Here is a 26,135-nt window from a genome sequence, read left to right as displayed (position 1 = left end):
GCCGTTACGATGGGCCCCGACCCACGTCACACACTGGAGGGGGCGCTGTGCCTCAGCAGCACAAGTCAAGTCTGCCGGATGGCATCAACGCAGGTCAGAGCGGTGACGACCGGCGCAGGAGCGCACTCCTCCGCTCCGTGCCGGACGCCGACGAGACCACGCCCCTGGCGGCACAGCTCGCCGAGGACGCCCGTCGGCGCATCAGGCTGCAGGGTGTGACCTTCCCACGGCCGGCCGAGACGCGAATCCTCACCGTCGCGAACCAGAAGGGCGGCGTCGGCAAGACCACGACCACGGTGAACATCGCGGCGGCCCTCGCGACCGGCGGCCTCAACGTCCTCGTCATCGACAACGACCCCCAGGGGAACGCGTCGACCGCCCTGGGGATCGACCACCACGCCGGCGTCGCGTCCATCTATGACGTCGTCATCGACGACGTGCCGATGGAGGACGTGATCCAGGAGTGCAAGGACATTCCGGGACTCCTCGTGGCTCCGGCGACGATCGACCTCTCCGGTGCGGAGATCGAGCTCGTCTCGATGGTGGCGCGGGAGAACCGGCTGCGGAATGCGATCCAGGCCTACCTGGGTCGTGAGAGCGGCGACGACCGCGTCGACTACGTCATCATCGACTGCCCCCCGAGCCTGGGTCTGCTCACCATCAACGCGTTCGTCGCCGCCCGGGAGGTGCTCATCCCGATCCAGTGCGAGTACTACGCGCTCGAGGGGCTCAGCCAGCTCCTGAAGAACATCGAGCTCATCCGCGGCCATCTGAACCCCGATCTACACGTGTCGACGATCCTCCTGACGATGTTCGACAAGCGCACGAACCTCGCTCACGAGGTCGCCTCCGAGGTCCGCGAGCACTTTCCGGCGGAGACCCTCGAGGCGTCGATCCCGCGGTCGGTGCGCATCTCCGAGGCACCCAGCTACGGGCAGACCGTCCTGACGTACGACCGTGGGTCCAGCGGTGCGCTGGCCTACCTCGAGGCCGCCCAGGAGATCGCTCAGCGCGCCTCGACCCCCACCAACAGCCAGATGGCGTCCGCCGTCGAGAAGGAGAACTGATGTCGGAGAAGCGCAGGGGGCTGGGCCGAGGCATCGGTGCACTCATCCCGACGGGACCTGCTCCGACGGTGAGTCCCCGACCGGTCGACGTCTTCTTCCCAGCCACAGCGGGTTCCGGTGACGAGGTCGGGGACCCGCCGGCTCCGTCGAGCGGACCCTCCGCGGCACAGACCGCGGCCCGGGCACTCATGGCGCCGTCGGCACGGTCGAAGGCCAAGAGCTCGACGCGTCGCAAGACCCCTGCCGACCCCAGCGGTCCGGGCAGCAAGAACGTCAGCCGGGCGGCGTCGTCCAGCGTGCCGACCGAGGGCACGCCCCGACGCCCGGCTCCCCAGCGGGGCACCGGCACAGAACCGGACGGCACCGGGCCGAGCAGCGTCGCGGCCATCGACGAGACGCCGGCCGCCGGGTCGGCTGACCCGACGGTGGCACGCGTCGACACGGCCGCCTCATCGCCCCCCGATCTGGGGACAGAAACCGGGGGTGCCGCCGTCACCGAGCCCGTCGCCGAGGCGGCCGGTGAGGAGATCGACGGCCTCGTCCCGGTGCCCGGCGCCACCTTCGCGGAGATCCCCGTCGGCCAGGTCGTCCGTAACGCCCGGCAGCCCCGTCAGGTCTTCGACGAGGAGGAGCTCGAGGAGCTGGCGGCGTCCATCCGCGAGGTCGGGGTCCTCCAGCCGATCGTCGTCCGCCCCCTGCGGGAGCCGGTCGACGGCGGGGACGTCCGGTACGAGCTCATCATGGGCGAGCGTCGCTGGCGCGCGTCCCGGCTGGCGGGCAACGACACCGTCCCGGCGGTCATCCGGGACACCGGTGACGGCGACCTGCTCAGGGACGCGCTGCTCGAGAACCTCCACCGGGCCCAGCTCAACCCGCTCGAGGAGGCGGCCGCCTACCAGGCCCTGCTTGAGGACTTCGGGTGCACCCACGACGAGCTCGCGGCGCGGATCGCCCGGTCTCGTCCGCAGATCTCGAACACGCTCCGGCTGCTCAAGCTCCCCCCGCTCGTCCAGCGTCGGGTGGCCGCCGGCGTGCTCTCGGCGGGGCACGCCAGGGCTCTCCTGGGCCTTTCCGACGGCGGCGCGATGGAGCGCCTGGCGCAGAAGATCGTCGCCGAGGGTCTCAGCGTGCGCGCCACGGAGGAGATCGTCGCCCTTGGTGATGAGCCGGTGGCACCGGAGATGCGGCGTCGTCCCCGGGCCGGGGAGCACACCGAGGCGCTCAACCGCCTCGCGACCCGGCTGGCGGACCGGCTCGACACGCGGGTCAAGGTCAACCTCGGGCAGCGCAAGGGCCGGATCGCCATCGAGTTCGCCAGCGTCGAGGACCTCAACAGGATTCTCGAGGTCCTCGCTCCCGGCGAGGCCCAGCTCGTGACGGACCGGGACTGACCCGGCGCCGGCAGGCCCGGTAGCTGCGACGCCGGACCGGTCCCGCGTGGGGCGGGACCGCCGGCGTCGCCGCCCGCGTGCGGCGAACCCGCCTCGGGACGGGCCCGCGGGGTGCTCAGCCCGCGAGGGCGGCGCGGACGATCGCGAGGTAGAGCTGCTCGGGGTGCCCGGCGGCCTGGGCCGCCTGTGGGAAGAGCGAGGTCTCGGTCATGCCAGGGGCGACGTTGGCGTCGAGGAACCAGGCCGTTCCCGCCTCGTCGAGGATCATGTCCGTCCGCGAGAGGTGACGGAGCCCCAGCGTCGTGTGCACGGTGACCGCGAGGTCGGCGACGGCGGCCGCCCCGGGGTCGTCGAGCCGCGCGGGCACGAAGTACTCGCTCCGGCCGGCGTTGTACCGGGCGTCGTAGTCGTAGGGACCGTCGGTGACGATCTCGACCGGAGGGAGCGCCCGCGGGCCGTCACCGGTGTCCACCACCGAGACGGCGACCTCGGTGCCGGAGACCGCGCGCTCGATGAGGGCGACGTCGCCGTAGGCGAAGCAGTCGACCATGGCCTCGGGCAGCTCGCGGGCGTCGGTGACCACGGTGACCCCGAGCGCGGAGCCGCCGCCGGCGGGCTTGACCACCAGGGGCAGGCCGAGCCGGGCGACGACGGCGGCCAGGACCCGCTGCGCCCCCACCTCGCGGAAGAGCGCCTGGGGCAGCGCCACGTGCACGGGCGTGGCGACCCCCACGGCGGCGAGGAGCGACTTCGCGACCGGCTTGAGCGACGCGCGCCGGCAGCCCGTGGCGTCCGTGCCCACGAACGGCACGCCGAGCAGGCTCAGGAGGTCCTGGAGCGAGCCGTCCTCGCCCGTGGAGCCGTGCACGAGCGGCCACACGACGTCCGGCCGCATGGCCTCCAGGGTGGGGATCAGCGACGAGTCGACGTCGAGGACCTCCACGTGGACGCCCTGGTCGCGCAGGACCCCGGCGACCCGTCGTCCGGAGCGCAGGGAGACGTCCCGCTCGTGCGAGAGGCCCCCGGCGAGGATGGCGACGGTCAGCGGGCCGCCTGCCGCGCCGCTGGGCTCGTGCGTGTGCTGGGACATCGCTCTCCGATCGTCAGATCTGGTCCGGCGACGGCGTCTCCACGCCGTCGTCGTCTCGGCGGGCGTGCGGGTGCGTGCCGAACATGTCCACGAGCTCGCTCTCGGCGTGGATGACCGTCGAGAGCCGGCGTACGCCCTCGCGGATGCGGTCGGGCGTCGGGTAGCAGAACGACAGGCGCATGTGGTCCCGGCCCTGCCCGTCGGCGTAGAACGCGGTGCCCGAGACGTAGGCGACGAGGTTGGTGACGGCGCGGGGAAGCATGGCCTGGGCGTCGAGACCGTCGGGGAGCGTCACCCACGTGTAGAAGCCGCCGGTCGGCACGGTCCAGCGCGTCTGCGGGAGGTGCTCGGCCAGCGCCCCCAGCATGGCGTCGCGACGCTCGCGGTACATGGACCGGTACTGCTTGACCTGGCCGTACCAGTCGTACGTGGTGAGGTAGGTGGCGATGGAGAGCTGACCCATCATCGTGGGCGAGAGGATCGCGGACTCGCTCGCCAGCACCAGCTTCTCACGGACCGCGTGCGGGGCCAGCGCCCACCCGACCCGGTAGCCCGGGGCGAAGGTCTTGGAGAACGAGCCGAGGTAGACGACGGCGTCGGAGTCGAAGCTCTTGAGCGACGGCAGCGGGTCGGCGTCGAACCCGAGGAGGCCGTACGGGTTGTCCTCGAGGACCAGGACGTGGTGCCGGCGGCAGATCTCGACGATCTGGGGGCGGCGCTCGAGGGAGAGGCTCACGCCGGCGGGGTTGTGGAAGTTGGGCACCGTATACAGGAACTTCACCCGGCGGCCGGCCCGCTCGAGCTCGGTGAGGGTGCGCTCGAGCTCCTCGGGCACCAGGCCGTCGTCGTCCATCGGCACGTGGACCACGTCGGCCTGGTAGGCACGGAAGACGCCGAGGGCCCCCACGTAGCTCGGGGCCTCGGCGACGACGACGTCCCCGGGGTCGACGAAGATCTCGGTGACGAGGTCGAGCGCCTGCTGCGAGCCCGTGGTGACGACGACGTCGTCGGGATGGGCGTGGACGTGGTCGTAGCGCATGACCTCCACGATCTGCTCGCGGAGCTCCTCCTCGCCCTGGCCGCCGCCGTACTGCAGGGCCCGGGCCCCGCGCTCACGCAGGAGCTTCGCGGTCATCTCGGCGAGGAAGTCCAGCGGCAGGCCGTCGATGTTGGGCATCCCCCCGGCCAGGGAGACCACCTCGGGCCGGTTGGCGACGGCGAAGAGCGAGCGCACCTCGGAGGCGCGCATGCCGTGCGCACGCTCGGCATAGCTGGCGAACCAGGGGTCCAGGCGGGTGCCGGCGCGGGCGGCGGCGGCAGCAGCGGCAACGCCCCTGCCGTGCCTGCCCTGCCCTGCCTGCGCACCCTGAGCGCTCATCGTGGTTCCCCTCGCATCGGTGACGCCGCGCGTGCCGCGGTCGACCCGTGCAGTCTGCCACCGTCCGCGGCCCCGACGCCCCGCCGCCTCGCCGGGCGGGACGGCGGGGCGGCGCGTCCGGCGAGGCCGCAGGCCCTACCGGCCTAGGGACGCGTGGCGGTGCTCAGTCGAGGAACTCGGCGAGCTGAGCGGCGAAGCGCTTCTTGGGCTGGCCACCGACGATCGACTTCACGAGCTCGCCGCCCTGGTAGACGTTGAACGTCGGGATCGAGACGATCCCGTACTTCCCCACCGTCGCGGGGTTGGAGTCGGCGTCGAGCTTGGCGAACTTCATCTTCTCGCCGTGCTGCGCGGCGAGCTCGTCGACGATGGGCTCCATCTGGCGGCACGGGGCGCACCAGGTGGCCCAGAAGTCCACCAGGACGGGCTTGTCCGACTGCAGCACCTCCGCGTCGAAGGTGGCGTCGGTGACGGCGGTGACGTTGCTCACGGGCTCTCCTGGTCGTTCGGTGGTGGGGTGGTGACGAACCGGCAGGACGCGCGCGTGCGTCGTCCCGCCGGGCCGAGGTCAGACGAGGACGTCGCCCTGCGGGGTCTGCGAGGCGTCGGTCGCGGGCTCGCCCGCCTCGTCCAGGACGGCGAGGTAGCGCTCGGCGTCCAGGGCGGCGGAGCAGCCGGTGCCCGCGGCGGTGATCGCCTGGCGGTAGGTGTGGTCGACGGCGTCGCCGCACGCGAAGACGCCGGGGATGTTCGTCAGCGTCGTCGGGGAGTCGACCTTGATGTAGCCGGAGTCGTCGAGGTCCACCTGACCGGTGAGGATGCCGGTGCGCGGGACGTGCCCGATGGCCACGAAGACGCCGGTGGCGTCGAGCTCGCGGGTCTGCCCGGTGACGGTGTCGGTCAGGGTGACGCCCGTGACCTTGTCCTCGCCGTGGATGGCGGAGACGACGGAGTTCCAGGCGAACTCGATCTTGTCGTTGCCCAGCGCGCGCTCGGCCATGATCTTCGAGGCGCGCAGCTCGTCGCGGCGGTGGACGACCGTGACCTTGGAGGCGAAGCGCGTGAGGAAGGTCGCCTCCTCCATGGCGGAGTCACCGCCGCCGACGACGACGATGTGCTGGTCGCGGAAGAAGAACCCGTCGCAGGTGGCGCAGTAGGAGACGCCCTTGCCGGAGAGGGTCTTTTCCGCGGGCAGACCGATCTCCTTGTACTCGGAGCCGTTGGCCAGGATGACCGTCCGCGCGGCGAAGGTGTCGCCGTCGTCGGTGGTCACGGTCTTCGTCTCGCCGGTGAGGTCCACCGAGACGACGTCCTCGTACCGGACCTCGGCGCCGAACCGCTCGGCCTGGGCCTGCATGTTCTCCATGAGCTGCGGGCCGAGGATGCCCTCGGGGAAGCCGGGGAAGTTCTCGACCTCGGTGGTGTTCATCAGCGCGCCGCCGGCGGTGACGGAGCCGGCGAACACGAGGGGGCGCAGGTTGGCACGGGCGCCGTAGACGGCGGCCGTGTACCCGGCCGGGCCCGAGCCGACGATGATGACGTCGCGCACCTCGGCGGCGCGGTGGCCGTTCTCGGCGGCGGCCTCGGCGCCCGTGACCAGGCCCGAGAGGGCGCCCAGGGCGGAGGAGAAGGCGTTCGAAGTCATGTGTCCTCGGTTTGTCTCGACGATGGTCCGTTGTCTGCAACAGATCGTAGGCCCGAGTTCTTCCGGGCCCCTGGGTCACCCGACCCGCAGCTCGCCGAGCTCGATGCGGTTGCTGCCGTCGGACTCGGCCACCGGCAGGCGCGGGAACCACAGCACGAGCGTGTCGGTCTCGACCGGCTCGGCGAAGGTGAACACCGACCCCGGACCCATCTCCCCCTCGGCCAGGACCTCCCCCTCGGTCGGGGTGCCCGGGTCCGTCGCGCGGATCTGCACCAGCCCGCCGGTGCCGCGCAGGTCGATCTCCACCCGGCTCACCGTGGCGTTGCCCTGGAGGGTCACGGCCAGCCCGATGCCCTCCTTCATGCCGTACTCGGGGTTGACGTAGGACCGTGAGCGCCAGAAGGTCGCGGGGTCCCCGTCGGTGGCGCGGGGGGTCAGCTCCGGGTTCTCGGCGCCGTCGCCCTGCGGGTCCAGCGGGGCCAGCGAGGCGATGACCGGGGTGGCTGCCGGCGGCTCGGGCGGTGGAGCCTCCGTGGTGGGCTCGGGCGCGGCCGTCGCCTCCGGGGTCGCCTGGGCGGTCGCGGCCGGGCCGACGTCGGGGATGGTGACCTCCTCGGGCGGCGCCAGCAGGGTGCGCACCGAGAGGAGGAACAGGACCAGGACGAGCGCGGCGAACGCGACCAGGACGACGGGCGTGGGGTTGATGCGTCGGTCGGGGAACGGCACCTCGGGTCCGTCGACGTCGCTGTAGCGCTCGGCCGGGTCCGTCCGCGCGCCCGCCCGGGCGGCCACCCGGTCACGGCCCGTCGTGACCGCCGTCCCCAGACCGGTGCGGGCCTGCGTGGCCAGGGGCCCCAGCCTCGCTCCGGCCGTCGACGCACCCCGGCGGGTGGTGTCGGCGGCGCGGCGACCCCGCTCGGCCACGGTCGCGGCGGCGGCACGGGCCGCGGAGCCGGCCACGACGCCCAGTCCGACGAGCGCGCCGGTCATGCGGCTGTGACGGGCCTGGTGGGGTACGTCCTCGTCCTCGCTCGCGCCGCCGACGATGTCGGTGAACCCTGGCGCCGCCGCGGTGCCCGGGCGCCGCGGCGACCAGGAGATCTCGCGTGGCGCGGTGACGATCCCGCCCCGGGGCGCCTCGTCGTGCGCGGGCGGCGGCGGTGGCGGTGGCGGGGCCGAGGTGGTCGGCGTGGCGGGTCCGGTCGGGCCCGGCGAACCCGGGCCGAGGGGGGCCGACGCGTCGTCGGACGCGTCCTGGGGGTCCGCGACGGGCGCGTCGTCCGGGTCCGCGGCGACGGCGGTCGCCCCCGTCCCGCGCACGGGCGTGAAGGCGGGGACCGCAGGGGCCGGGCGCAGCGCCGCGGGGTCCACGTCGCGCCACGGGGCCAGCTCGCGGATGAGCTCACCGGTGCTGCGGGGGCCGCCCCCCTCGAGGAGGGTCCGGACGCAGAGGTCGTCGAGCTCGGCGGGGACGTCGGGGCGCAGCTCGCGCGGCGGGCGGACGCCCTCGCCGGCCGGCCAGGTGCCGGTCAGGGCGAGGTAGAGGAGCCGGACGAGGTCACCGGCGTCGCGGCGGTCGGCGGCGAGCGGGTCGGCGTCGGGCTCCGCCGAGCCGAGCAGGGCGGCGTCGGTCCCCAGCCCGGTCACGAGGACCTGCCCGTCGGGGGTGACGTGCACGCTGCCCGGGCCGAGGGCGAGGTGCCGGACGCCGTGTCGGCGGGCGGTCTCCAGCGCGCTGGCGCACTCGCCCACGATCGCGCGGGCCTGCGCCGCCGGCAGGGGCCCGCGGCCGGCGAGCTCGCCGAGGTCGGGTCCCGACACGACGTCGGTGACCACGTAGAAGCCCCCGACGTCGAGGACGTGGGCGAGCCGGTGGTCGTCGACGAGGGACGCCCGCCGCGCAGCGTCGAGGACCTCCGGCAACGCGGTCGTCAGGACGAGCGCCTCGACGTCGCGCTGGAGGATGGTGTCGCGCGCCCGCCACCGCTCGGTGCCGGCGGCATCCGCGGGGAGGGACCGGCCGAGCTCGTAGCGTCCGCCCAGCACCAAGGGCCGGGCGGTCCCGGTCGTCTGCTCAGTGCCCACGTCCAGCGCCGCTCCTCCTGGGTCCTGCGCGTCCGTGCCGGCGCGTCGGTCGTGGCCGAGTGTACGCAAGGCCGGGTCGTCGGCCACGGGTGGCGGCGGCGCGCCGAGGGGCGGGGGCGGGGGCGCGGTGACCCCGGCGCGACCGCCGTCGACGCCGGTGCCGGGCCTGTCACCGGGGCCGGGCCTGTCACCGGGCTCGTCGCTCGGGCTGGACCCGGACCCACGACCGGGTCCGTCGTGGTCGGGTCCGTCGTCGTCGTCGTCGTCCGGGCCGGGCCGCCCGAGGGGTGCGGCCGCGGCGGCCGGGGGCGTCACCGCCTGTCCCACCCGCACGAGCCCTCGCCCGAGCGGGCCGGGCAGGCGGCGCCCCGCTGCGGTGACCGCGCGGCCGAGGGGACGGGCCAGGGTCGCGAGCTCGTCGACGTGCAGGGCGCGGAGCAGGGCCACGTAGACCGCCACCATGACCGATCCGACCACCGCCACCCGCCACAGCGCGCCCCACACGCTCAGCTCGGCGGAGGACGTCCCGGTCAGGTGGAGCAGCCCCCACCCGACGAGGCTCGCGGGCCCGGCCGCGAGGACCAGCCGCACGTGGGTGCGCAGGACCCGTCCGCCGTCGACGGTCCGCAGGTGCCGGCGCAGCCCCAGGTAGGTGAGCACGGCACCCGTCCAGTTGGACAGCGCCATCGCCACACCGATCCCGACCACCGTCCACCGCGGGGGCAGGAGCATCGACGCCGCGGCGCCCGCCGCCAGGACGGCGACCATGGGGAGCTGGAGGCGGAACAGGGCGCGGGCGTCCTCGAAGGCGTAGTAGACCCGCTGCGCCACCGTGAAGACCCCCACCGCGACCAGGCCGGCGACCATCGCGACGACGACCCGCGCGATCGACTGCACCTCGGGGTAGGTGACCGCGGGCGAGATCACCCGCACGACCGGCAGCGCGAGGACCATGATCGCGCCGGCCGCCAGGACCGTGAAGACCCCCACGGTGCGCAGCCCGACCGAGAGGTCGGCGCGGACCTTGGCCAGGTCGCCGGCGGCCGCACCCTCGGACATGCGCGTGAAGAGGGCGGTCACGAGGGAGACGACGACGAGCGACGTCGGGAGGGTGTAGACGAGGAAGGCGGCGTCGTAGCCGGCGTTGCCGGGCACGTCCAGCGCGCCCCCGCCCAGCCGGGAGGCGCGGGCGGCCGCGTTGGAGACGACCACGTACGCGGCCTGGTTGACGGCCAGGGCCGCGAACACCCACGTCGCCACCCGGCCGGCGCGGCCCAGCGCCGACCCGCGCAGCCCCCAGGTGGGGCGGAACCGGAACCCCGCTCGGCGCAGCGGCACGAGCAGGACGAGGGCCTGCGCGACGATGCCCAGGGACGCGGTCCCGGCCAGCAGCGCCGTCCGGTTGGTGGTCCACACGCTGGGATCCGCCGGGTCGAGCGCCGAGACGCCGCCGAAGACCAGCAGGTACAGGACGAGCCCGGCGATCGCGACGACGTTGTTGAGCACCGGGGCCCACATGTACGGCCCGAAGATCCCCCGGGCGTTGAGGACCTGCCCCAGCAGGGTGTACAGGCCGTAGAAGAACAGCTGTGGGATGCACCAGTACCCGAACGTCACCGCCAGGTCGAACCACTCGGGCGGCAGGCCCGAGGCGTAGAGCCGCACGAGCAGCGGGGAGGCGAGGGTCAGGACGGTGGCGACCGTGCCGAGCACGACGATCCCCAGGGTCAGCAGACGGTTGACGTACACCTGGCCGCCGTCGTCGTCCTCCTTGACGGCGCGCACGATCTGCGGGACGAGGATCGCGTTGAGCACCCCGCCGGCGATGAGCATGTAGATGAGGTTGGGCAGCTTGTTGGACACCGAGAACGCGTTGGCGGCGCCGGTGTTGAGGCCGATGACCGCACCGAGCAGCACCGGGCTCTTGACCATGCCGAGCAAGCGCGAGACCAGCGTGCCGGCGAACATCACCGCGGAGGACCCCGCGACGCCCTTGCGGCCGGGACTCACGAGTCCTCGTCCACGACCGGGGGCGTCCGCGGCCCGCGGCGCACGGTGCGGACGATCCCGACGACGAGCATGACGCCGAGCAGGCCGGCGACGACCGCCGTCCCGACGTTCTCCCAGTCGGCCCGCACCCGGACCTGCAGGTCGGCGGCGGTGCCCACCTCGGCGCCGTCCGGGCCGAGGAGGGTGATGCCGGCGCGCACGTCACCGCTGCCGACGGCGCGCACCTGCACCTGGGCGGTCGCCTGGGAGCCGGCCGGCACGACGAGCGGGACGGGCTGGGGGGCCTGCAGCCGCAGGTCGCCCGGCTCGAGGAGGACCCGGACGGTGACGTCGACGCCGAGGTCGTTGCGCACGTTCACCGGGATCTGGGCGGAGGAGTTGATGAGGTTGAGGGTGGACGACGGCAGCGCGACGACGAGCCCGTCCAGCGCGGCGACCTCGGCGGCGACGCCGGCGACGAGCGACTCGCGGCCGGCCGGGTCCTCCCGCCAGGCGGTGGAGACGACCGGGGTGAGGGCGTCGACCACCGGCGTGGTGATGACGTCCGGCTCGGGCGTGATCGCCGCGAAGGTGACGGCGTCGGCGGCGACGGCGTCCGCGGCGGCGAGGAGGCCGGGGTCGACCTCACTCCCGGCGACGCTCTCCTCGGGCAGGGCCTGGCGCGAGGTCGTCGCGGCGGCCAGGGCGGTGAGGTCGCCGGCGGTGGCTGGCTCGGTCCACGGCGCGTCGGCCAGCGCGTCGAGGGCGACGGCGACGAGGTCGAGGTCCGTGCCCGTGCCGACGGCGCGCGGGAGCGTCATGACGACGGCGCGCGGGTCGTTGGGGCGCTCGCGGGCGATGACGGCGGTCTCGGCGAGCAGGAGCTGGCGGGCGTCGAGCGCCGTGAGGTCGAGCGCCTCGTCGTCGGTGGTCGCGCCGGGCAGGGTGCCGCCGAGGACGGCGGAGAGCCGTTCGTCCACGACGAGGGCCGGCAGGGTCGCGTCCGCGGCGACGACGAGGTCGGTCCGACCCGAGGGCGTGAAGGTCAGCTCGGTCGACGTCGGCACGGCCGAGTCCGGGACGACGAGTGCGCCGGCTCCGTTCGCGGTGGCGCGGGCGGCGGTGACCTGGTCGACCGAGACCGGCCAGGACAGGTCCGTGCCGGCGGTGAGCCCGGCGTCCTCCGCCGCGGCCTGCGCGCGGTCCAGGGCGCGGGTGAGCAGGTCGGGGCGGCCGGCGTGGGCGAGAGCGGCGACGTCGGCGTCGGACCACGGCAGGACCGTGACCTCGCTCCCCTCGGCGGTCGAGCGCAGGGCGAGCGCCTCGACGAGGCCACCGCCCTCCTCCCGAGGGGCGGGGGCGTCCGTCGGGTCACCGGTGGGTTCGTCGGTGGGTTCGTCGGTCGCGTCGTCGGTCGCGTCGTCGGTGGCGCCGGGGCTCCCGGCGTCGTCCGGACCAACCGTGGCGCCGTCGTCCCCCTCGGTCGGGCCGGGGACGAGGGGACCGTCCGGCACGGCGTCCTCCTCCCCGGACGCGGTGGTGCCCGCGTCGTCGCCGGTGTCGTCGGTGGCGCCGTCGTCCTGGGGACCCGGCCCCGGCTCGGCGAGGAGCAAGCCGTCCACGGCGAGGGTGACGCCCGGCTGGTCGACCGCGGCGAGCACCTCGAGGAGTCGCGGCGTCGCCGCGGTGGCCACGTCCGTGCCCTCCGCGCGGGCCTCGCGGAGCTCCTCGGCGGTCGGGACCACCGGGACCAGCAGGCCGACGGGCATCGCGGTGAGGTCGAGGTCCGGCTCCCACAGCAGGTACGACCGGTCGGCCCCCTCCAGCGAGGTGGTGCCCGACGCGTCGTGCACGCTCGCCTCGATGCCCCGTGGCCCCCACGAGGCGTGGCTCGCGAGGAGCGGCAGGGTCGCCGGCTCGATCTCGACGGAGAAGGTGGCGGTGGCGCCCGCGGGCAGCTCGGCAGGGAGCTCCTCGCGGGCGACGACCACCGTGCTCGAGAGCGTGCCGGGCTGCAGCCAACGCTCGAGCGCCGACCGTGAGACGGGGGTGGTGCGCTGCACCCGCAGCCGCACCACCGGGGCGGTGACGTCCTCCGCGGTGTCGTTGACGATGGTGCCCGTCACCCGCAGCGGTTGGTCCGGGCGCAGGACGGCCGGGGCGACGTCGGTGATCTCGACCTCGAGGTCCGCGGTGCCGTCACCCTCGACCGCGGCCGGCCGGGCCACGGTGTGGGCCTCGCTGCTGCTCGCCGTCCGTGCGGCGGCGGGCACCGCGGCCGCAGGCAGCACGGCGGGGGTCAGGAGGGCGGCCCCGGCGGCGAGGGCCGCCCCGGCCCACACCCGTCGTGGGTTCATGCGCGGCCGGCCAGCACGTCCCGCGCGGTGGCGACCACCCGGCGCTCGTTGGGGTACGCCAGCCGGGTGGCGACCTCCTCGAGGCCGACCCAGGCGACGTCCTCGGCCTCGTGGTCGGGGTCGTTCTCGATCGTGAGGAAGCCACCGGTGGCCTCCAGCAGGAAGTGGTGGACCACCTTGTGCACGCGGCGGTCGGTGCCGGCGAACCAGTAGTCGATGGTCGCGAGGTGGCGCAGGACCCGCCCGGCGATGCCCGTCTCCTCGGCGATCTCGCGCACGGCGGCCTCGGCGGGGGTCTCCTCCCCCTCGAGGTGCCCCTTGGGCAGGCACCACTCCAGGCGACCCGCGCGGTTGCGTCGCGCGATGACCGCCGTGAACGCCCGCCCCTCGACGACGTCGACGACCAGGCCCCCCGCGGAGGTCTCGTCGACGACCGGCAGCGCGCTCGAGCGCGCGGCCACCAACCGGTTCCGTGGCTGCCGCGGGACCTGAGGTCGCGGCACGGGGAAGGCGGTTGGCATGCAGTCCACTGTAAATGGCACGGGCGCGTCCGGCTGGCTCCACCGCGCGACCGGGGGTGACCGGCCGCACGCCGCCCCGGCGGGAGGTCCACGGCGGCGGCGTGGCACCCTTGGTCGGTGCCCAGCCCCCAGCCAGCGACCGACCGCCGCCTCGAGCTCCAGCGTGCCGCACTGGCCTCGCTCGCCGGCCTGCCCGCCGCCGTCCAGGAGGTGGGCAGGGTCTTCGCCGACGCCGGCCACGAGCTCGCCCTCGTCGGCGGTCCCGTCCGTGACGCCTTCCTCGGCGCGGTGTCCCACGACCTCGACTTCGCCACCTCGGCCCGTCCGGAGCAGACCGAGCGGCTCCTGCGCGCCTGGGGCGACGCCCGCTGGGACATCGGCAAGGAGTTCGGCACGATCGGCGCCCGCAAGGGTGACGTCGTCGTCGAGGTCACCACCTACCGCACCGAGGCGTACGAGGTGGGCTCGCGCAAGCCGGCCGTCGAGTACGGGGAGACGCTCGAGGGCGACCTCTCGCGCAGGGACTTCACGGTCAACGCCATGGCCGTGCGGCTGCCCGGGCTGACCTTCGTCGACCCCCACGACGGCCTCGGCGACCTCGCCGACCGGCTCCTGCGCACCCCCGCCGGCGCCGAGCGCTCCTTCGACGACGACCCCTTGCGGATCATGCGCGCCGCCCGCTTCAGCGCCCAGCTCGGCTTCGACGTCGCCGAGGACGTCATGCGGGCGATGGCTGCGATGGCGCCGCGCCTGGGGATCGTCTCCGCCGAGCGGGTCCGGGCCGAGCTCGAACGGCTCCTCCTCTCGCGCCGGCCCCGGCGCGGCCTGGAGCTCATGGTCTACACCGGCGTCGCCGACGTCGTCCTGCCCGAGCTCGCCGCCCTGCAGCACACGGTCGACGAGCACCGCCGCCACAAGGACGTCTACGAGCACACCCTCACGGTCCTCGAGCAGGCGATCGACCTCGAGACCGGCCCCGACGGCCCCGTGCCCGGGCCCGACCTGGTCCTGCGGCTGGCCGCGCTCATGCACGACGTCGGCAAGCCGGCCACCCGCCGGTTCGAGCCGGGCGGTGGCGTCAGCTTCCACCACCACGAGCTCGTCGGCGCGAAGCTGACGAGCAAGCGGCTCAAGGAGCTCCGCTTCGACAAGCAGACCGTCAAGGACGTCAGCCGCCTGGTCGAGCTGCACCTGCGCTTCCACGGCTACGGCGAGGGGGCGTGGACGGACTCGGCCGTGCGCCGCTACGTCACGGACGCGGGCCACCTCCTCGAGCGGCTCCACCGACTCACCCGCGCCGACTCAACCACCCGCAACCAGCGCAAGGCCATGCGGCTGTCGGCGGCTTACGACGACCTCGAGGAGCGCATCGCCCGGCTGCGCGAGGAGGAGGAGCTGCGCTCGATCCGGCCCGACCTCGACGGCACGGCCATCATGGAGGTCCTCCAGGTCCCGGCCGGGCCGGTGGTCGGCGAGGCCTACCGGTTCCTCCTCGACCTGCGGATGGAGCGCGGCCCACTCGGTGAGGAGGCCGCCCGCGAGGCCCTGCTCGCGTGGTGGGCGGCCCGGCCCGCATGAGGATCTGGTCCCTGGACCCGGCCTACCTCGACCGCCAGGGCCTGACCGCGGGCTGGCGTGAGGCGCTCCTGGCCCAGGCCGTCCTCGCGGGACGCACGCGGGGCTACCGGCACCACCCCCAGCTCACCCGGTTCCGGGAGCAGCCCGACCCGCTCGCCGCGGTCGGGGAGTACCTGGCGGGGGTGGCCGAGGAGGCCACCCGCCGCGGCTACCGCTACGACGTCACCAAGATCCTGCACCCGCCGGCCGGATCGCCCGGCGTCCCCACTGACGGGTCGGCCGCCCTCCCCGCCGCCGGGTCGGCCGCCCTCCCCGCCGCCGGGTCGCCCGCCCTCCCCGCCGCCGGGTCGCCCGGCGTGCCGCGCATCCCGGTCACCGACGGGCAGCTGGCCCACGAGTGGCGTCACCTCCTGGCCAAGCTCGCCGTGCGCGACCCGGCCCGCCGCGAACGGCTCGCCGACGTCGCGGCTCCCGCCGTCCACCGCCTCTTCGTCGTCGTCCCCGGGCCCGTCGAGGCCTGGGAGGTCGTCACGGACGCGAAGTAGCGCCGGACCTCAGCGACGCACGGTAGCCACCGGCTCGTCGCCGACCCGGACGGTGCCCGCGCGGTAGGCCAGCGCGACGACGACGTACACCCCGGTGAGCACCGCGAAGACTCCCGGCGACCAGCCCGTGTCGGGCAGGGCGACGGCCGCCAGCGCCGCGGCCCCGACGAACGCGGCGTTGTACAGCACGTCGTAGAGGGCGAACGCCCGACCTCGGAAGGCGTCGTCGGTGTCGCGCTGGACGATCGTGTCCACCGCGATCTTGGCGCCCTGCACCCCCAGCCCCATGAGCACCGCCGCCGCGACCACGACACCCAGCGCCGAGGAGGTGACGAGCAGCGCCTGGCTCACCGCCGCGACCCCCAGGCACACCGTCACCCACACCGAGGGCCGCACCCGCTCGTGCGCGAGTGGGGTCAGGACGATGGCCAGGCCGTTGCCGAGGAAGGAGAGGCCGGTGAGCGTGGCGAACACCGCCAGCCCCGCGCTGGTGTCGGCGGGGTCGGCGAAGAGGTTGCGCGACATGAGCAGCAGCGCGATGAAGTTCAGCCCGTACAGGAACCGGTGCGCTGCCATGACGCCCAGGGCCAGCCCGGGGGTCCGGCGGGCGATGAGGTACCGGGCGCCGAGCACCATGTCCGCCGCGGTCGTCCGCACGTCGTGCCACAGGCCGGCGGGACCGGGGCGCTGGTCCGGGCCCAGCTCGTCCCGGCCCAGGCGCAGCGCCAGGGCGGCGGCCACGGCCAGGACCGCCGCCGCCACGGCGAGGACGACGCCGTCCTTGACCGGACCGGCGGGGACCAGCCAGCCGATGACGAACCCGAGGACGGCGCCCGCCACCGCCGAGACCGCGCCGAGGGTGGGGGTCAGGGTGTTGGCCAGGAGGAGCTGCTCGCGCGGGACCACGCGGGGCAGGCCCGCCGAGAGGGCGGCGAGCAGGAACCGGTTGACCCCGAGCGTGACGAGCGCGAGGACGTAGACGGGCGGTCCCACCCCGACGGTGACCATGAGGGTGGCCAGGACCAGGGTCAGCACCACCCGCAGGGCGTTGCCCAGGAGGAGGACCTGACGCCGGCGCCACCGGTCCAGCAGCGGCCCCGCGAACGGTCCGACCACCGTGAACGGCAGGAGCAGCACCGCGAACGCCGCGGCGACGCCGGACGCGGTCGCCATGTTCTGCGGGCTGAAGAAGAAGAGGGTGGCCAGGCCGATCTGGAACATCCCGTCCCCGGCCTGGGAGACCAGGCGGACGGCGAAGAGCTTGCGGAAGCCGGCGTGGACGGCGAGGGACCGCAGGTCGCCCAGGACCCTCACAGCAGGACCGGGCGGGGACGCGGCGCTACGGCGGCCAGGGCCACCGCGGCCGCGTGAGCCCTGCCGTCGCGGGCGGAGGCAGGGGCGAGCGGCACCGCAGCAGCGTATCCGACGGCCCTTCCGTCTCTCGTCACGGCAGCGGTTCCGGACGAGACTGTCAGGGGTGGACACCACCGACTGCTCCGTGCGTGACGCGGCGGACGTCGCGGCGGGGCTCGGGGTCGACCCGGCCCTCGGGCTCACCGGCACCGAGGCGGCCCGCCGGCTCGAGCGGGACGGCCCCAACGAGCTGCGCCCGACCCCGCCCGTCCCGCTGTGGCGCCGGGTGCTGCGCCAGTTCCAGGACCCGCTCGTCTACCTCCTGCTGGTCGCGGTGGTCATCTCGGTGGCGGCGTGGTTCGCCGAGGGTGCCGACGGCGTCCCGGTCGACGCGGTGGTCATCCTCGCCGTCGTCGTCCTCAACGCCGTCCTCGGCCTGGTCCAGGAGAGCCGGGCCGAGGACGCCGTCGCCGCGCTGGCGGCGATGACCGCCTCGGCATCGACCGTCCTGCGCGACGGTGAGCTGCTCACCGTCCCATCGGCCGAGCTCGTCCGTGGCGACGTGCTCGTCCTGAGCGAGGGCGACGCCGTGGGGGCCGACGCCCGGCTCGTCACCGCGACGGGGCTGAGGGTGGCCGAGGCCTCCCTGACCGGGGAGAGCGAGGCGGTGCTCAAGGACCCGGCGACCCTGCCCGCCCCGGCCTCGTTGGGTGACCGGCTGGACATGGTCTACCGCGGCACCGCCGTCGCCCAGGGGGTGGGACGGGCGGTGGTCACCGCCACCGGCATGGCGACCGAGATGGGCGCGATCGCCGAGATGCTCGACTCCACGGAGGAGGACCCCACCCCGCTGCAGCGTGAGATCGCCGCCGTCTCCCGCCTCCTCGGGGGGACCGTCGTCGCCATCGCGGTGGTGGTCATGGTGGTCACCGCGCTCGTCAACGAGGTCACCACGCTCACCGGGTTCGTCACGGTGCTGCTGCTCGGTGTCTCCCTCGCCGTGGCCGCGGTGCCCGAGGGACTGCCCGCCATCCTCTCGGTGGTCCTGGCCATCGGTGTGCAGCGGATGGCGGGGCGCAACGCCGTCGTCAAGCGGCTCCACTCCGTGGAGACCCTCGGCTCGGCCTCGGTCATCGCCTCCGACAAGACCGGCACGCTCACGAAGAACGAGATGACCGTGCAGCGGGTGCGGACCGCCTCGGGCGAGCTCGAGCTGACCGGCGTCGGGTACCGGCCCGAGGGGACCGTGCGCCAGGTGGGGCGCGACGCCACCGACCCGATGGTCCTGCGCGAGGCGGTCATGGTGCTCGGCGGCGGCACGCTCGCCAACAACGCCCAGCTCCGCGAGCACGACGGTGTCTGGGAGATCCAGGGCGACCCGACGGAGGCCGCCTTCCTCGTCGCGGCCCGCAAGCTCGCGGGCACCAGCGACCGGGTCGGCGGCGTCGAGCGGCGCGGCGAGGTCCCCTTCACCTCCGAACGCAAGCTCATGACGGCGCTGGTGGACCCCGCCGGCCCGGGACCCTGGGCGATCGTCACCAAGGGCGCCCCGGACGTCCTCCTCGGCCGGTGCACCGGGCTGCAGGTCGGCGAGGGCGTCGAGGTCCTCGACGACGCCCGGCGCGAGCAGGCCCTCGCCGACGTCGAGGCCCTGTCCGCCCAGGCGTTCCGCACGCTCGGGGTCGCCTACCGCCGGGTCGACGCCGGCGCGCACGCCGACGACCTCGACGAGAGCGTCGAGCGGGACCTCGTCTACCTCGGCGTGGTCGGGATCATCGACCCGCCCCGGCCCGAGGCGGCCGCCGCCGTCGCCGAGGCCCACCGGGCCGGCGTGCGGGTCATGATGATCACCGGTGACCACCCCTCCACCGCTGCCCGGATCGCTACGGACCTGGGCATCGCCGTCGCCGGGGAACGGGCGGTCACCGGCGCCCGGCTCGAGGAGATGTCGGCGAAGGAGCTCATCTCGACCGTGCGCGAGCACTCCGTCTACGCCCGGGTGGCGCCCGAGCACAAGCTCCGCATCGTCGACGCGCTCCAGGCCGACGGTCAGGTCGTGGCGATGACCGGCGACGGCGTCAACGACGCCCCGGCCCTGAAGTCCGCCGACATCGGCATCGCGATGGGCGTGACGGGCACCGAGGTCACGAAGGAGGCCTCGAAGATGATCCTCGGCGACGACAACTTCGCCACGATCGTCGTCGCCGTCCGCCTGGGCCGGGTCATCTTCGACAACATCCGCAAGTTCCTGCGCTACCTGCTCTCCTCCAACATGGGCGAGGTCCTCACCGTCTTCCTCGGCGTCGTCCTCGCAGGCGTCATCGGGCTCGCCGGTGCGGGCGACGACGCCGTCGTCGTGCCGCTCCTGGCCACCCAGATCCTGTGGATCAACCTCGTCACGGACTCCGGGCCCGCGCTCGCGATGGGGGTCGACCCGGAGATCGACGACGTCATGGCCCGTCCGCCCCGGCGGCTCAGCGAGCGCATCATCGACCGGCGGATGTGGACCGGCGTGCTGACGATCGGCCTGGTCATGGCGCTCGCGACGCTGCTCACCATCGACGTGTTCCTCCCCGGCGGTCTCGTCGAGCGTGCCGTCCTGCCCGGCGGGCTGGTGGTGGGCGCCGACTCTCTCGAGGTGGCGCGCACGGCGGGGTTCACCACGCTCGTGCTGGCACAGCTGTTCAACGCGTTCAACTCGCGCTCGGAGACGACCTCGGCGTTCCGGGGGCTGTTCACCAACACGTGGCTGTGGGCGTCGGTGGGACTGGCGGTGGTGCTGCAGCTCCTCGTCGTGCACGTGCCGGTGCTGCAGAGCGCCTTCGGCACCGCGGCGCTCGACGGCTGGCAATGGGCGGTGTGCGTGGCGGCGGCGTCCGCGGTGCTGTGGTTCGACGAGGTGCGCAAGGGGCTGTGGCGGGCGCGGGTACGGGCGCGGGCGCGCGCCCGCCGGAGTTGACGGGAACGTCCGCGGGTGCGTGGGAGCTGACGGGACGTCCAGGACCGCGGCCTGCTCGTGCGGGCGCTGCACCGGCACGGCACCGGCGCCGTCGCCGCGCTCGTCCGCTGACCTCGGGCGGTTCAGCGGGCGGCTCCGCGGGCGGCTCCGCCAGCGGGGCGGTTTGTGGGGATGTTCCGGCGGTCGTGGGCCGTCGGATGTGACCCGGTCCGCCGGTTCCTCCCCGGTCGCGCCCTGGGGTGGCGTGCTGAGAGCGGGGCGATTGTCGGGGAGCTTTCGGCGGTCGTGGGCCGTCGGATGTGACCCGGTCCGCCGGTTCCTCCCCGTTCATTGCCGCCAGCCTGGCCGCGAGTCCCCTCCACCACCTGTCGTCCGTCCCGCTCGTCCACCACGCAGGCGGTGGACCCACGTCGCCGCCCGCCGGCGGCACCACGATGCGCCGATGACAACACCGTCCGAGATCGCAGAGCTGACGCGACTCCAGGCGGGCGCCGTCTCGCGTCGGCAGCTCGTGGAGGTGGGCTTCGCACCCGGCCACCTCGCCGAGAAGGTCAGCTCCGGAGCGTGGCAGCGCCTCTACCCCGGGGTGGCGGTCACCCACTCCGGCCCAGTGCCCTGGCGGACCCGGACGTTCGGCGCACTGCTCTACGCGGGGCCCGGGGCCGCGCTCAGTCACCGCTCGGCCGCGTTCGTCTGGGGACTGACGGTCGACGCCCCGCGTGTGCTCGACATCGCCGTGCCGTGGCGGCGACGCGTCGTGCACCAGCCCGGCCTTCGCATCCGTCGCCGTCGTTGCATGCCGCCGGTCCTCGGACCGCTCGCAGCCGTCCTGCCCGCGGAGGCCGTCCTCGACGTGTGGGAGGAGCTGACGACGGTTGATGACCGCGTGGCGCTCCTCGCCACCGCCGCACGCGCCCACGTGACGGTGACCGAGATCTCGAGAGCATCCCGCGGGCGTGGCCGGCTGAGAGGTCGGAGCCTGCTCACCGACCTGCTCACCGAGACGGGGGCGGGCGTCGAGTCACCGATGGAGCACCGGTATGTCCGGGATGTGGCCCGCCGTCATGGGTTACCACCGTGCCGCCTGCAGAAGCGGGACGTCGTCGACGGGCGGCGGATCCGGTCGGACGGCTGGTACCCGGAGTTCGCGGTTGCGGGTCGAGATGGACGGGCAGCTCGGGCATCCAGGTGGGCGGACGGACGCCGACACGTGGCGGGACAACGCGGTGCTCCTCGAGCGCGGCGAGCTGACCCTGCGCTACCGGTGGTCGCACATCGCCGGTGATCCCTGCCGCACCGCCGGCCAGGTGGTGTCGGCGCTGAGGACGCGCGGATGGACCGGGGTTCTGCGGCTCTGTGGGCCGCGCTGCTCCGCGGGGAGCGCCCGAGTCACGTGAAACGCGCTCGACCGGCCGCTTGCGGAGGGGCGCTGGCGACGGCCGCGGTAGTGGCGGGTCGATGGACGGGGACGTTCCGGCGGCAGATCGCCACCGGAACATCCCCGTCGATCACTTCTTCCCCACCGCTCGGCGGAGGACCGCACCGGGAGGACGGATCCGCACCGCTCCTCCTTGCCGCTCAGGCGTGGCGGTTGCCGGCGGAGCCCCCCGACCAGCCGGGTCAGCGCTCGAGGTCGCCGGAGATGAACGCCTCGACCGACTCGCGGGCGAGGTCGTCGGGGCGCTGCTCGGGCGGGGACTTCATGAAGTACGACGCCGCGGAGAGCAGGGGCCCACCGATGCCGCGGTCCATGGCGATCTTCGCCGCACGGACGGCGTCGATGATGATGCCGGCGGAGTTCGGGGAGTCCCAGACCTCGAGCTTGTACTCGAGGTTGATGGGGGCCTCACCGAAGGCGCGGCCCTCGAGGCGCACGTAGGCCCACTTGCGGTCGTCGAGCCACTGGACGTAGTCCGAGGGGCCGATGTGGACGTTCTTGGCACCGAGGTCGTGCTGGAGGTTGGACGTCACGGCCTGCGTCTTGGAGATCTTCTTGGACTCGAGCCGGTCGCGCTCGAGCATGTTCTTGAAGTCCATGTTGCCGCCGACGTTGAGCTGGTACGTCCGGTCGAGGATGACGCCGCGGTCCTCGAACAGCTTCGCGAGCACCCGGTGGGTGATCGTGGCGCCCACCTGGGACTTGATGTCGTCGCCCACGATGGGCAGGCCCGCCGCGGTGAACTTGTCGGCCCACTCCTTGGTGCCGGCGATGAAGACGGGCAGGGCGTTGACGAAGCCGCAGCCGGCGTCGATGGCGCACTGCGCGTAGAACTTCGCCGCGTCCTCCGAGCCCACGGGCAGGTAGCAGACGACGACGTCGGCCCGGGCCTCCTTGAGGGCGGCGACGACGTCGACCGCCTCGGCGCCGGACTCCTCGATGGTCTCCCGGTAGTACTTGCCGAGACCGTCGAGCGTGTGACCGCGCTGGACGTTGATGCCGGTGGGCGGGACGTCGGCGATCTTGATGGTGTTGTTCTCGCTGGCGTTGATGGCCTCGGCGAGGTCCGTGCCGACCTTCTTGCCGTCGACGTCGAAGGCGGCGACGAACTCGATGTCCCGGACGTGGTACTCACCGAACTGGACGTGCATCAGGCCGGGGACGGTGCTCTCGGGGTCGGCGTCGGCGTAGTAGTGCACGCCTTGGACCAGCGAGGACGCGCAGTTCCCGACGCCGACGATCGCGACGCGAATAGCACTCATGCTTGCTCCTTGTTCGTTGTATCTGCGTGGACGGGATCGCCTGCGGCGTCCGCGTTGTCGGGGGCAGCCGATGCCGCCGGCCTGAGGTCGAGCGGCCCGCGGGTGCCTCGCTCGGTGTCGATGACCTTCTCCAGCCACTCGACCTCGCGCTCGACCTGCTCCAGGCCGTGCCGGGCGAGCTCGCGGGTGTAGTCGTCCATGCGGCGCGACGTCCGCCCGAAGGACTGGCGCAGCATGTCCATCCGCTCGACCATGCGGGCGCGCCTGCCCTCGAGGATCCGCAGGCGCGTGGTCGCGTCGGTCTCCGCGAAGAGGGTGAAGCGGACGTCGAAGGCCTCGTCGTCCCAGGCGGCGGGACCGGCGGAGGCCAGCGCGTCCTCGAGGTGCGCGCGACCGGCGCCGGTGAGCTCGTAGACGATCTTCCCGCGCCGGCCGGCCAGCGAGCCGGGCTCGCTCGCCGACGCCGCGATGTAGCCCTTGGCGGTCAACGACTTCAGGGCCGGGTACAGCGAGCCGTACGACAGCGTCTGGAACGCGCCCAGCGTGGCGTTGAGGTGCTTGCGGATCTCGTACCCGTGCGTGGGTGACTCGCTCAGCCGGCCGAGGATCGCCAGCTCGAGGACCTGCGCGCGGGTGCTCAACGGACCTCCTGGGCGGGGCATGGGACGGCGGGAGCCGGCAGCCGGGTAGCTGATAGCGCCCTAACATATCGCACCGATATATCTCAGGTGACCGCCACCCGCCACAATGGACGACCGGTAGCCCCGTGCCGCTCGCGCTCGCGCGTGTGAACCGCACCGCACTTGGAGCCCGACCAGCGCGCGGCGCTTGAGTCTGACGCATACTGGGATTCGATCTGCGCCTCGGCGCGGCGTCCCCGCGCGGTCATCCCGCAGGCCGCAGGGTGGCGCGCGACCGCGCTCTGGCGCCCCAGGACACGACGATCGTGCGGGACGTCGAAAGGCAGGCGCCTACGTGGCACGCAGCTCCAGCAACGGCCGACGCGCGACCGCGTCGGGAGCCCGGCGCGGCCGGACCGCCCCGGCGAAGAAGCGCTTCCTCGACTACCCGCGCAGCGGCAAGGGGCCCGTGGGCCGCTGGCTGCCGAGCTGGCGCGTCGTTCTCGGCGCCGCCCTGACCGGAGCCGCCGTCCTGATCGGCCTGTTCGCCGCCGCGTACGCCCAGACGGACGTTCCCGAGCCGGACGACTTCGCCCTGGCGCAGTCCACCACCGTCTACTATGCGGACGGCGAGACCCCGATGGGCTCCTTCGCCGAGGTCGAGCGCGCGAGCGTGCCGCTGGACACCCTCCCCGAGCACGTCTCCGGGGCGGTGATCGCCTCCGAGGACCGCGGGTTCTACGAGAACAACGGCGTGGACCCGCGCGGCATCGCCCGGGCCCTGTGGAACAACGTGCGCGGGCTACCCACGCAGGGCGGCTCCACGCTCACCCAGCAGTACGTAGAGCGTTACTACACCGGCACGACGACGAGCTACCTGGGCAAGTTCAAGGAGACCATCCTCGCGCTGAAGATCGACCAGTCCCAGACCAAGGACGAGATCCTCGAGAACTACCTCAACACGATCTACTTCGGCCGCGGCGCCTACGGCATCGAGAAGGCGGCGAACGCCTACTTCGACAAGCCGGCCGCAGAGCTGAGCGCGGCCGAGTCGGCGCTGATCGCGGGCATCATCCCGGCGCCGAGCGCCTGGGACCCGGCGGTGAGCCCCGATCGCGCCCAGGAGCGCTGGGAGCGGGTCATGGACCTCATGGTCCAGGACGGGTGGATCACCCAGGAGGACCGAGACGCGGCCCAGTACCCCGAGGCGGTGGCCCCCAGCACGGAGAACCTCTTCGGCGGCACGAACGGGTATCTGCTCGACATGGTCCGCGGCGAGCTCGTGAACAAGGCGGGCATGTCCGAGGAGGAGATCGAGACCCGCGGGCTGAGCATCGTCACCACGATCGACCAGCGCAACCAGGAGGCCGCGGTCCAGGCGGTGGACAACCTGCCCGACGACCGTCCGGCCAACAACCAGGTCGCCCTGATCTCCATCGACCCGGCCACCGGTGGCATCGTGGCGCTGTACGGCGGGCCGGACTTCGTCGAGCGTCCGCTGAACAATGCCACGCAGGCCGTCGCCCAGGGCGGGTCGACCTTCAAGCCGTTCACACTCGTCGCGGCGCTGGAGTCCGGCATGCCCCTCGAGGAGGAGTTCCAGAGCTACTCCCCGATGGCGATCCCCGGCTACGACTTCGAGGTCTCGAACTTCGACCGGGTCGACCGCGGCTGGATCGACGTCGTCGAGGCCACGGAGAACTCGGTCAACACCGTCTACGCCCAGATGAACGTCGAGGTCGGTCCCGAGAAGACCGTCGACGTCGCCACGCGCGCGGGTCTCCCGGAGGACACCCCGGGTCTCGTCGCGACGCCGTCCAACGTGCTCGGGCCCGCCTCGCCGAACCCGATAGACACCGCGACGGCGTACGCCACCTTCGCCGCCCAGGGTGAGCGGCACGAGTCCCACATCGTGGCCGAGGTCCGCGACGGCGACGGCAACACTGTCTTTGCCGGCAACACCGAGGGCGAGCGCGTCTTCGACGAGCAGGTGATGGCCGACGCCACCTATGCCATGCAGCAGGTGGTCAGCTCCGGCACCGGGATCACCGCCAGCGAGATCGGTCGACCCGCCGCGGGCAAGACGGGCTCGTCCAACGAGTACCGCTCCGCGTGGTTCTCCGGGTTCGTCCCGCAGCTGTCCACCACGGTCGCCATGTTCCAGCCCGGCGAGGACGGCACCGAGGAGATCCTCACCGGGTTCGGCGGTGTCGAGCCCATCTCGGGCGGCTCCTTCCCCACCCAGATCTGGCGCGACTACATGATGGTCGCGACCGAGGGCATGGAGGTCCTGGAGTTCCCCGCGCGCTCCGAGCCGGTCCGCCCCGAGCCGGCCCCGGCGCCCGCCCCGACGACGGTGGCGCCCACGGAGGAGCCGACGACGGAAGAGCCGGACTCCGACGGCGACGGCATCCCGGACAGCCAGGATCCGGACCAGATGGACTCCGACGGCGACGGCATCCCGGACAGCCAGGATCCGGACCAGATGGACTCTGACGGCGACGGGACCCCGGACAGCCGGGATCCGGACCAGATGGACTCTGACGGCGACGGGACCCCGGACAGCCAGGATCCGGACCAGATGGACTCTGATGGCGACGGGACCCCGGACAGCCAGGATCCGGACCAGATGGACTCCGACGGCGACGGCATCCCGGACAGCCAGGACCCGACGCCGAACGGTGAGCCGGAACCCACACCCACCGCGACCCTCCCGGGCGGCTCCGGCGACGCGCCCGGCCAGCAGCCGACGGAGGGCCCGGTCGACACGGCTGCGGCCCGTCTCGAGGAGTGGTTCGCGGGCCAGGGCTCGTGAACACCGCGGCGCAGGGCCGGCAGCCCCGGCCCTGCGCCCGCA

The 26,135-nt window shown here is 73.7% G+C and carries 17 protein-coding genes; 7 read left to right on the top strand and 10 right to left on the bottom strand.

Annotated features, from left to right (window positions below):
* Positions 1-137 precede the first annotated feature (137 nt).
* A complete protein-coding gene (locus tag EDD32_RS06025; RefSeq protein ID WP_123915826.1) occupies positions 138-1,067 on the top strand; it encodes an AAA family ATPase in 930 nt (309 codons plus the stop codon).
* Complete coding sequence (locus tag EDD32_RS06020; protein ID WP_123915823.1) at positions 1,067-2,458, top strand: ParB/RepB/Spo0J family partition protein; 1,392 nt, start codon at positions 1,067-1,069, stop codon at positions 2,456-2,458. Before EDD32_RS06025 ends, EDD32_RS06020 begins: the two co-directional genes overlap by 1 nt.
* A 115-nt stretch (positions 2,459-2,573) precedes the next feature.
* Here EDD32_RS06020 and EDD32_RS06015 read toward each other — a convergent pair whose 3' ends face one another.
* From EDD32_RS06015 to EDD32_RS05985, 7 genes are all read right to left on the bottom strand, one after another.
* Positions 2,574-3,548, bottom strand: a complete 975-nt coding sequence (locus EDD32_RS06015; protein ID WP_123915819.1) for a D-alanine--D-alanine ligase family protein — start codon at positions 3,546-3,548, stop codon at positions 2,574-2,576.
* Positions 3,549-3,561: 13 nt separating this feature from the next.
* Positions 3,562-4,926 (bottom strand): aminotransferase-like domain-containing protein, encoded by a 1,365-nt coding sequence (locus EDD32_RS06010; RefSeq protein WP_123915816.1) that lies wholly within the window; start codon positions 4,924-4,926, stop codon positions 3,562-3,564.
* Positions 4,927-5,089: 163 nt separating this feature from the next.
* A complete protein-coding gene (gene trxA / locus EDD32_RS06005) occupies positions 5,090-5,416 on the bottom strand; it encodes a thioredoxin (protein ID WP_123915813.1) in 327 nt (108 codons plus the stop codon).
* 78 nt (positions 5,417-5,494) lie between these two features.
* A complete protein-coding gene (gene trxB / locus EDD32_RS06000) occupies positions 5,495-6,571 on the bottom strand; it encodes a thioredoxin-disulfide reductase (protein WP_123915811.1) in 1,077 nt (358 codons plus the stop codon).
* Between the two features lie 75 nt (positions 6,572-6,646).
* Positions 6,647-10,666: a murein biosynthesis integral membrane protein MurJ gene (gene murJ, locus EDD32_RS19090; protein ID WP_246006001.1), complete on the bottom strand. Its 4,020-nt coding sequence runs from the start codon at positions 10,664-10,666 to the stop codon at positions 6,647-6,649.
* Entirely contained in the window at positions 10,663-13,002 is a 2,340-nt protein-coding gene (locus EDD32_RS05990; RefSeq protein WP_123915809.1) for a DUF6049 family protein, read from the bottom strand. The genes murJ and EDD32_RS05990 overlap by 4 nt, the downstream gene beginning before the upstream one ends.
* On the bottom strand, positions 12,999-13,523 hold the full coding sequence (locus tag EDD32_RS05985) for an NUDIX hydrolase (RefSeq protein ID WP_123915806.1): 525 nt from the start codon (positions 13,521-13,523) through the stop codon (positions 12,999-13,001). Before EDD32_RS05985 ends, EDD32_RS05990 begins: the two co-directional genes overlap by 4 nt.
* A gap of 117 nt (positions 13,524-13,640) precedes the next feature.
* On the opposite strand from EDD32_RS05985, the gene EDD32_RS05980 reads away from it, so the two are divergent.
* Complete coding sequence (locus tag EDD32_RS05980; protein ID WP_123915803.1) at positions 13,641-15,101, top strand: CCA tRNA nucleotidyltransferase; 1,461 nt, start codon at positions 13,641-13,643, stop codon at positions 15,099-15,101.
* A complete protein-coding gene (locus EDD32_RS05975; RefSeq protein ID WP_123915800.1) occupies positions 15,098-15,646 on the top strand; it encodes a pyrimidine dimer DNA glycosylase/endonuclease V in 549 nt (182 codons plus the stop codon). Before EDD32_RS05980 ends, EDD32_RS05975 begins: the two co-directional genes overlap by 4 nt.
* 9 nt (positions 15,647-15,655) lie before the next feature.
* Here the strand turns inward: EDD32_RS05975 and EDD32_RS05970 are convergent, their stop codons facing one another.
* Complete coding sequence (locus EDD32_RS05970; RefSeq protein WP_123915797.1) at positions 15,656-16,960, bottom strand: MFS transporter; 1,305 nt, start codon at positions 16,958-16,960, stop codon at positions 15,656-15,658.
* 163 nt (positions 16,961-17,123) lie between these two features.
* On the opposite strand from EDD32_RS05970, the gene EDD32_RS05965 reads away from it, so the two are divergent.
* Both EDD32_RS05965 and EDD32_RS05960 read left to right on the top strand, forming a co-directional pair.
* The gene (locus EDD32_RS05965) at positions 17,124-19,958 is read left to right on the top strand and encodes a cation-translocating P-type ATPase (protein ID WP_246006000.1); all 2,835 of its coding nucleotides are present in this window, start codon (positions 17,124-17,126) and stop codon (positions 19,956-19,958) included.
* Between the two features lie 442 nt (positions 19,959-20,400).
* A complete protein-coding gene (locus tag EDD32_RS05960; protein ID WP_123915794.1) occupies positions 20,401-21,243 on the top strand; it encodes a hypothetical protein in 843 nt (280 codons plus the stop codon).
* A 335-nt stretch (positions 21,244-21,578) separates the two neighbouring features.
* Here the strand turns inward: EDD32_RS05960 and EDD32_RS05955 are convergent, their stop codons facing one another.
* Both EDD32_RS05955 and EDD32_RS05950 read right to left on the bottom strand, forming a co-directional pair.
* Positions 21,579-22,658, bottom strand: coding sequence for an inositol-3-phosphate synthase (locus EDD32_RS05955; RefSeq protein WP_123915791.1), 1,080 nt, complete (start codon positions 22,656-22,658; stop codon positions 21,579-21,581).
* Positions 22,655-23,299, bottom strand: coding sequence for a PadR family transcriptional regulator (locus EDD32_RS05950; RefSeq protein WP_123915788.1), 645 nt, complete (start codon positions 23,297-23,299; stop codon positions 22,655-22,657). The genes EDD32_RS05955 and EDD32_RS05950 overlap by 4 nt, the downstream gene beginning before the upstream one ends.
* Positions 23,300-23,633: 334 nt before the next feature.
* On the opposite strand from EDD32_RS05950, the gene EDD32_RS05945 reads away from it, so the two are divergent.
* Positions 23,634-26,093, top strand: coding sequence for a transglycosylase domain-containing protein (locus EDD32_RS05945; protein ID WP_123915785.1), 2,460 nt, complete (start codon positions 23,634-23,636; stop codon positions 26,091-26,093).
* Positions 26,094-26,135: the final 42 nt, after the last annotated feature.

Source organism: Georgenia muralis (genome assembly GCF_003814705.1).
In the GTDB taxonomy this organism is placed as follows: Bacteria; Actinomycetota; Actinomycetes; order Actinomycetales; family Actinomycetaceae; genus Georgenia; species Georgenia muralis.
This window is presented reverse-complemented; position numbering and strand designations above follow the sequence as displayed.

What these genes read in the sequence shown, in the direction of transcription:
- EDD32_RS06020 (WP_123915823.1), top strand. Translation starts at nt 1,067, where the DNA reads ATGTCGGAGAAGCGCAGGGGGCTGGGCCGAGGCATCGGTGCACTCATC.
- EDD32_RS06015 (WP_123915819.1), bottom strand. Translation starts at nt 3,548, where the DNA reads ATGTCCCAGCACACGCACGAGCCCAGCGGCGCGGCAGGCGGCCCGCTG.
- EDD32_RS06010 (WP_123915816.1), bottom strand. Translation starts at nt 4,926, where the DNA reads ATGAGCGCTCAGGGTGCGCAGGCAGGGCAGGGCAGGCACGGCAGGGGC.
- trxB (WP_123915811.1), bottom strand. Translation starts at nt 6,571, where the DNA reads ATGACTTCGAACGCCTTCTCCTCCGCCCTGGGCGCCCTCTCGGGCCTG.
- EDD32_RS05990 (WP_123915809.1), bottom strand. Translation starts at nt 13,002, where the DNA reads ATGAACCCACGACGGGTGTGGGCCGGGGCGGCCCTCGCCGCCGGGGCC.
- EDD32_RS05985 (WP_123915806.1), bottom strand. Translation starts at nt 13,523, where the DNA reads ATGCCAACCGCCTTCCCCGTGCCGCGACCTCAGGTCCCGCGGCAGCCA.
- EDD32_RS05975 (WP_123915800.1), top strand. Translation starts at nt 15,098, where the DNA reads ATGAGGATCTGGTCCCTGGACCCGGCCTACCTCGACCGCCAGGGCCTG.
- EDD32_RS05960 (WP_123915794.1), top strand. Translation starts at nt 20,401, where the DNA reads ATGACAACACCGTCCGAGATCGCAGAGCTGACGCGACTCCAGGCGGGC.
- EDD32_RS05955 (WP_123915791.1), bottom strand. Translation starts at nt 22,658, where the DNA reads ATGAGTGCTATTCGCGTCGCGATCGTCGGCGTCGGGAACTGCGCGTCC.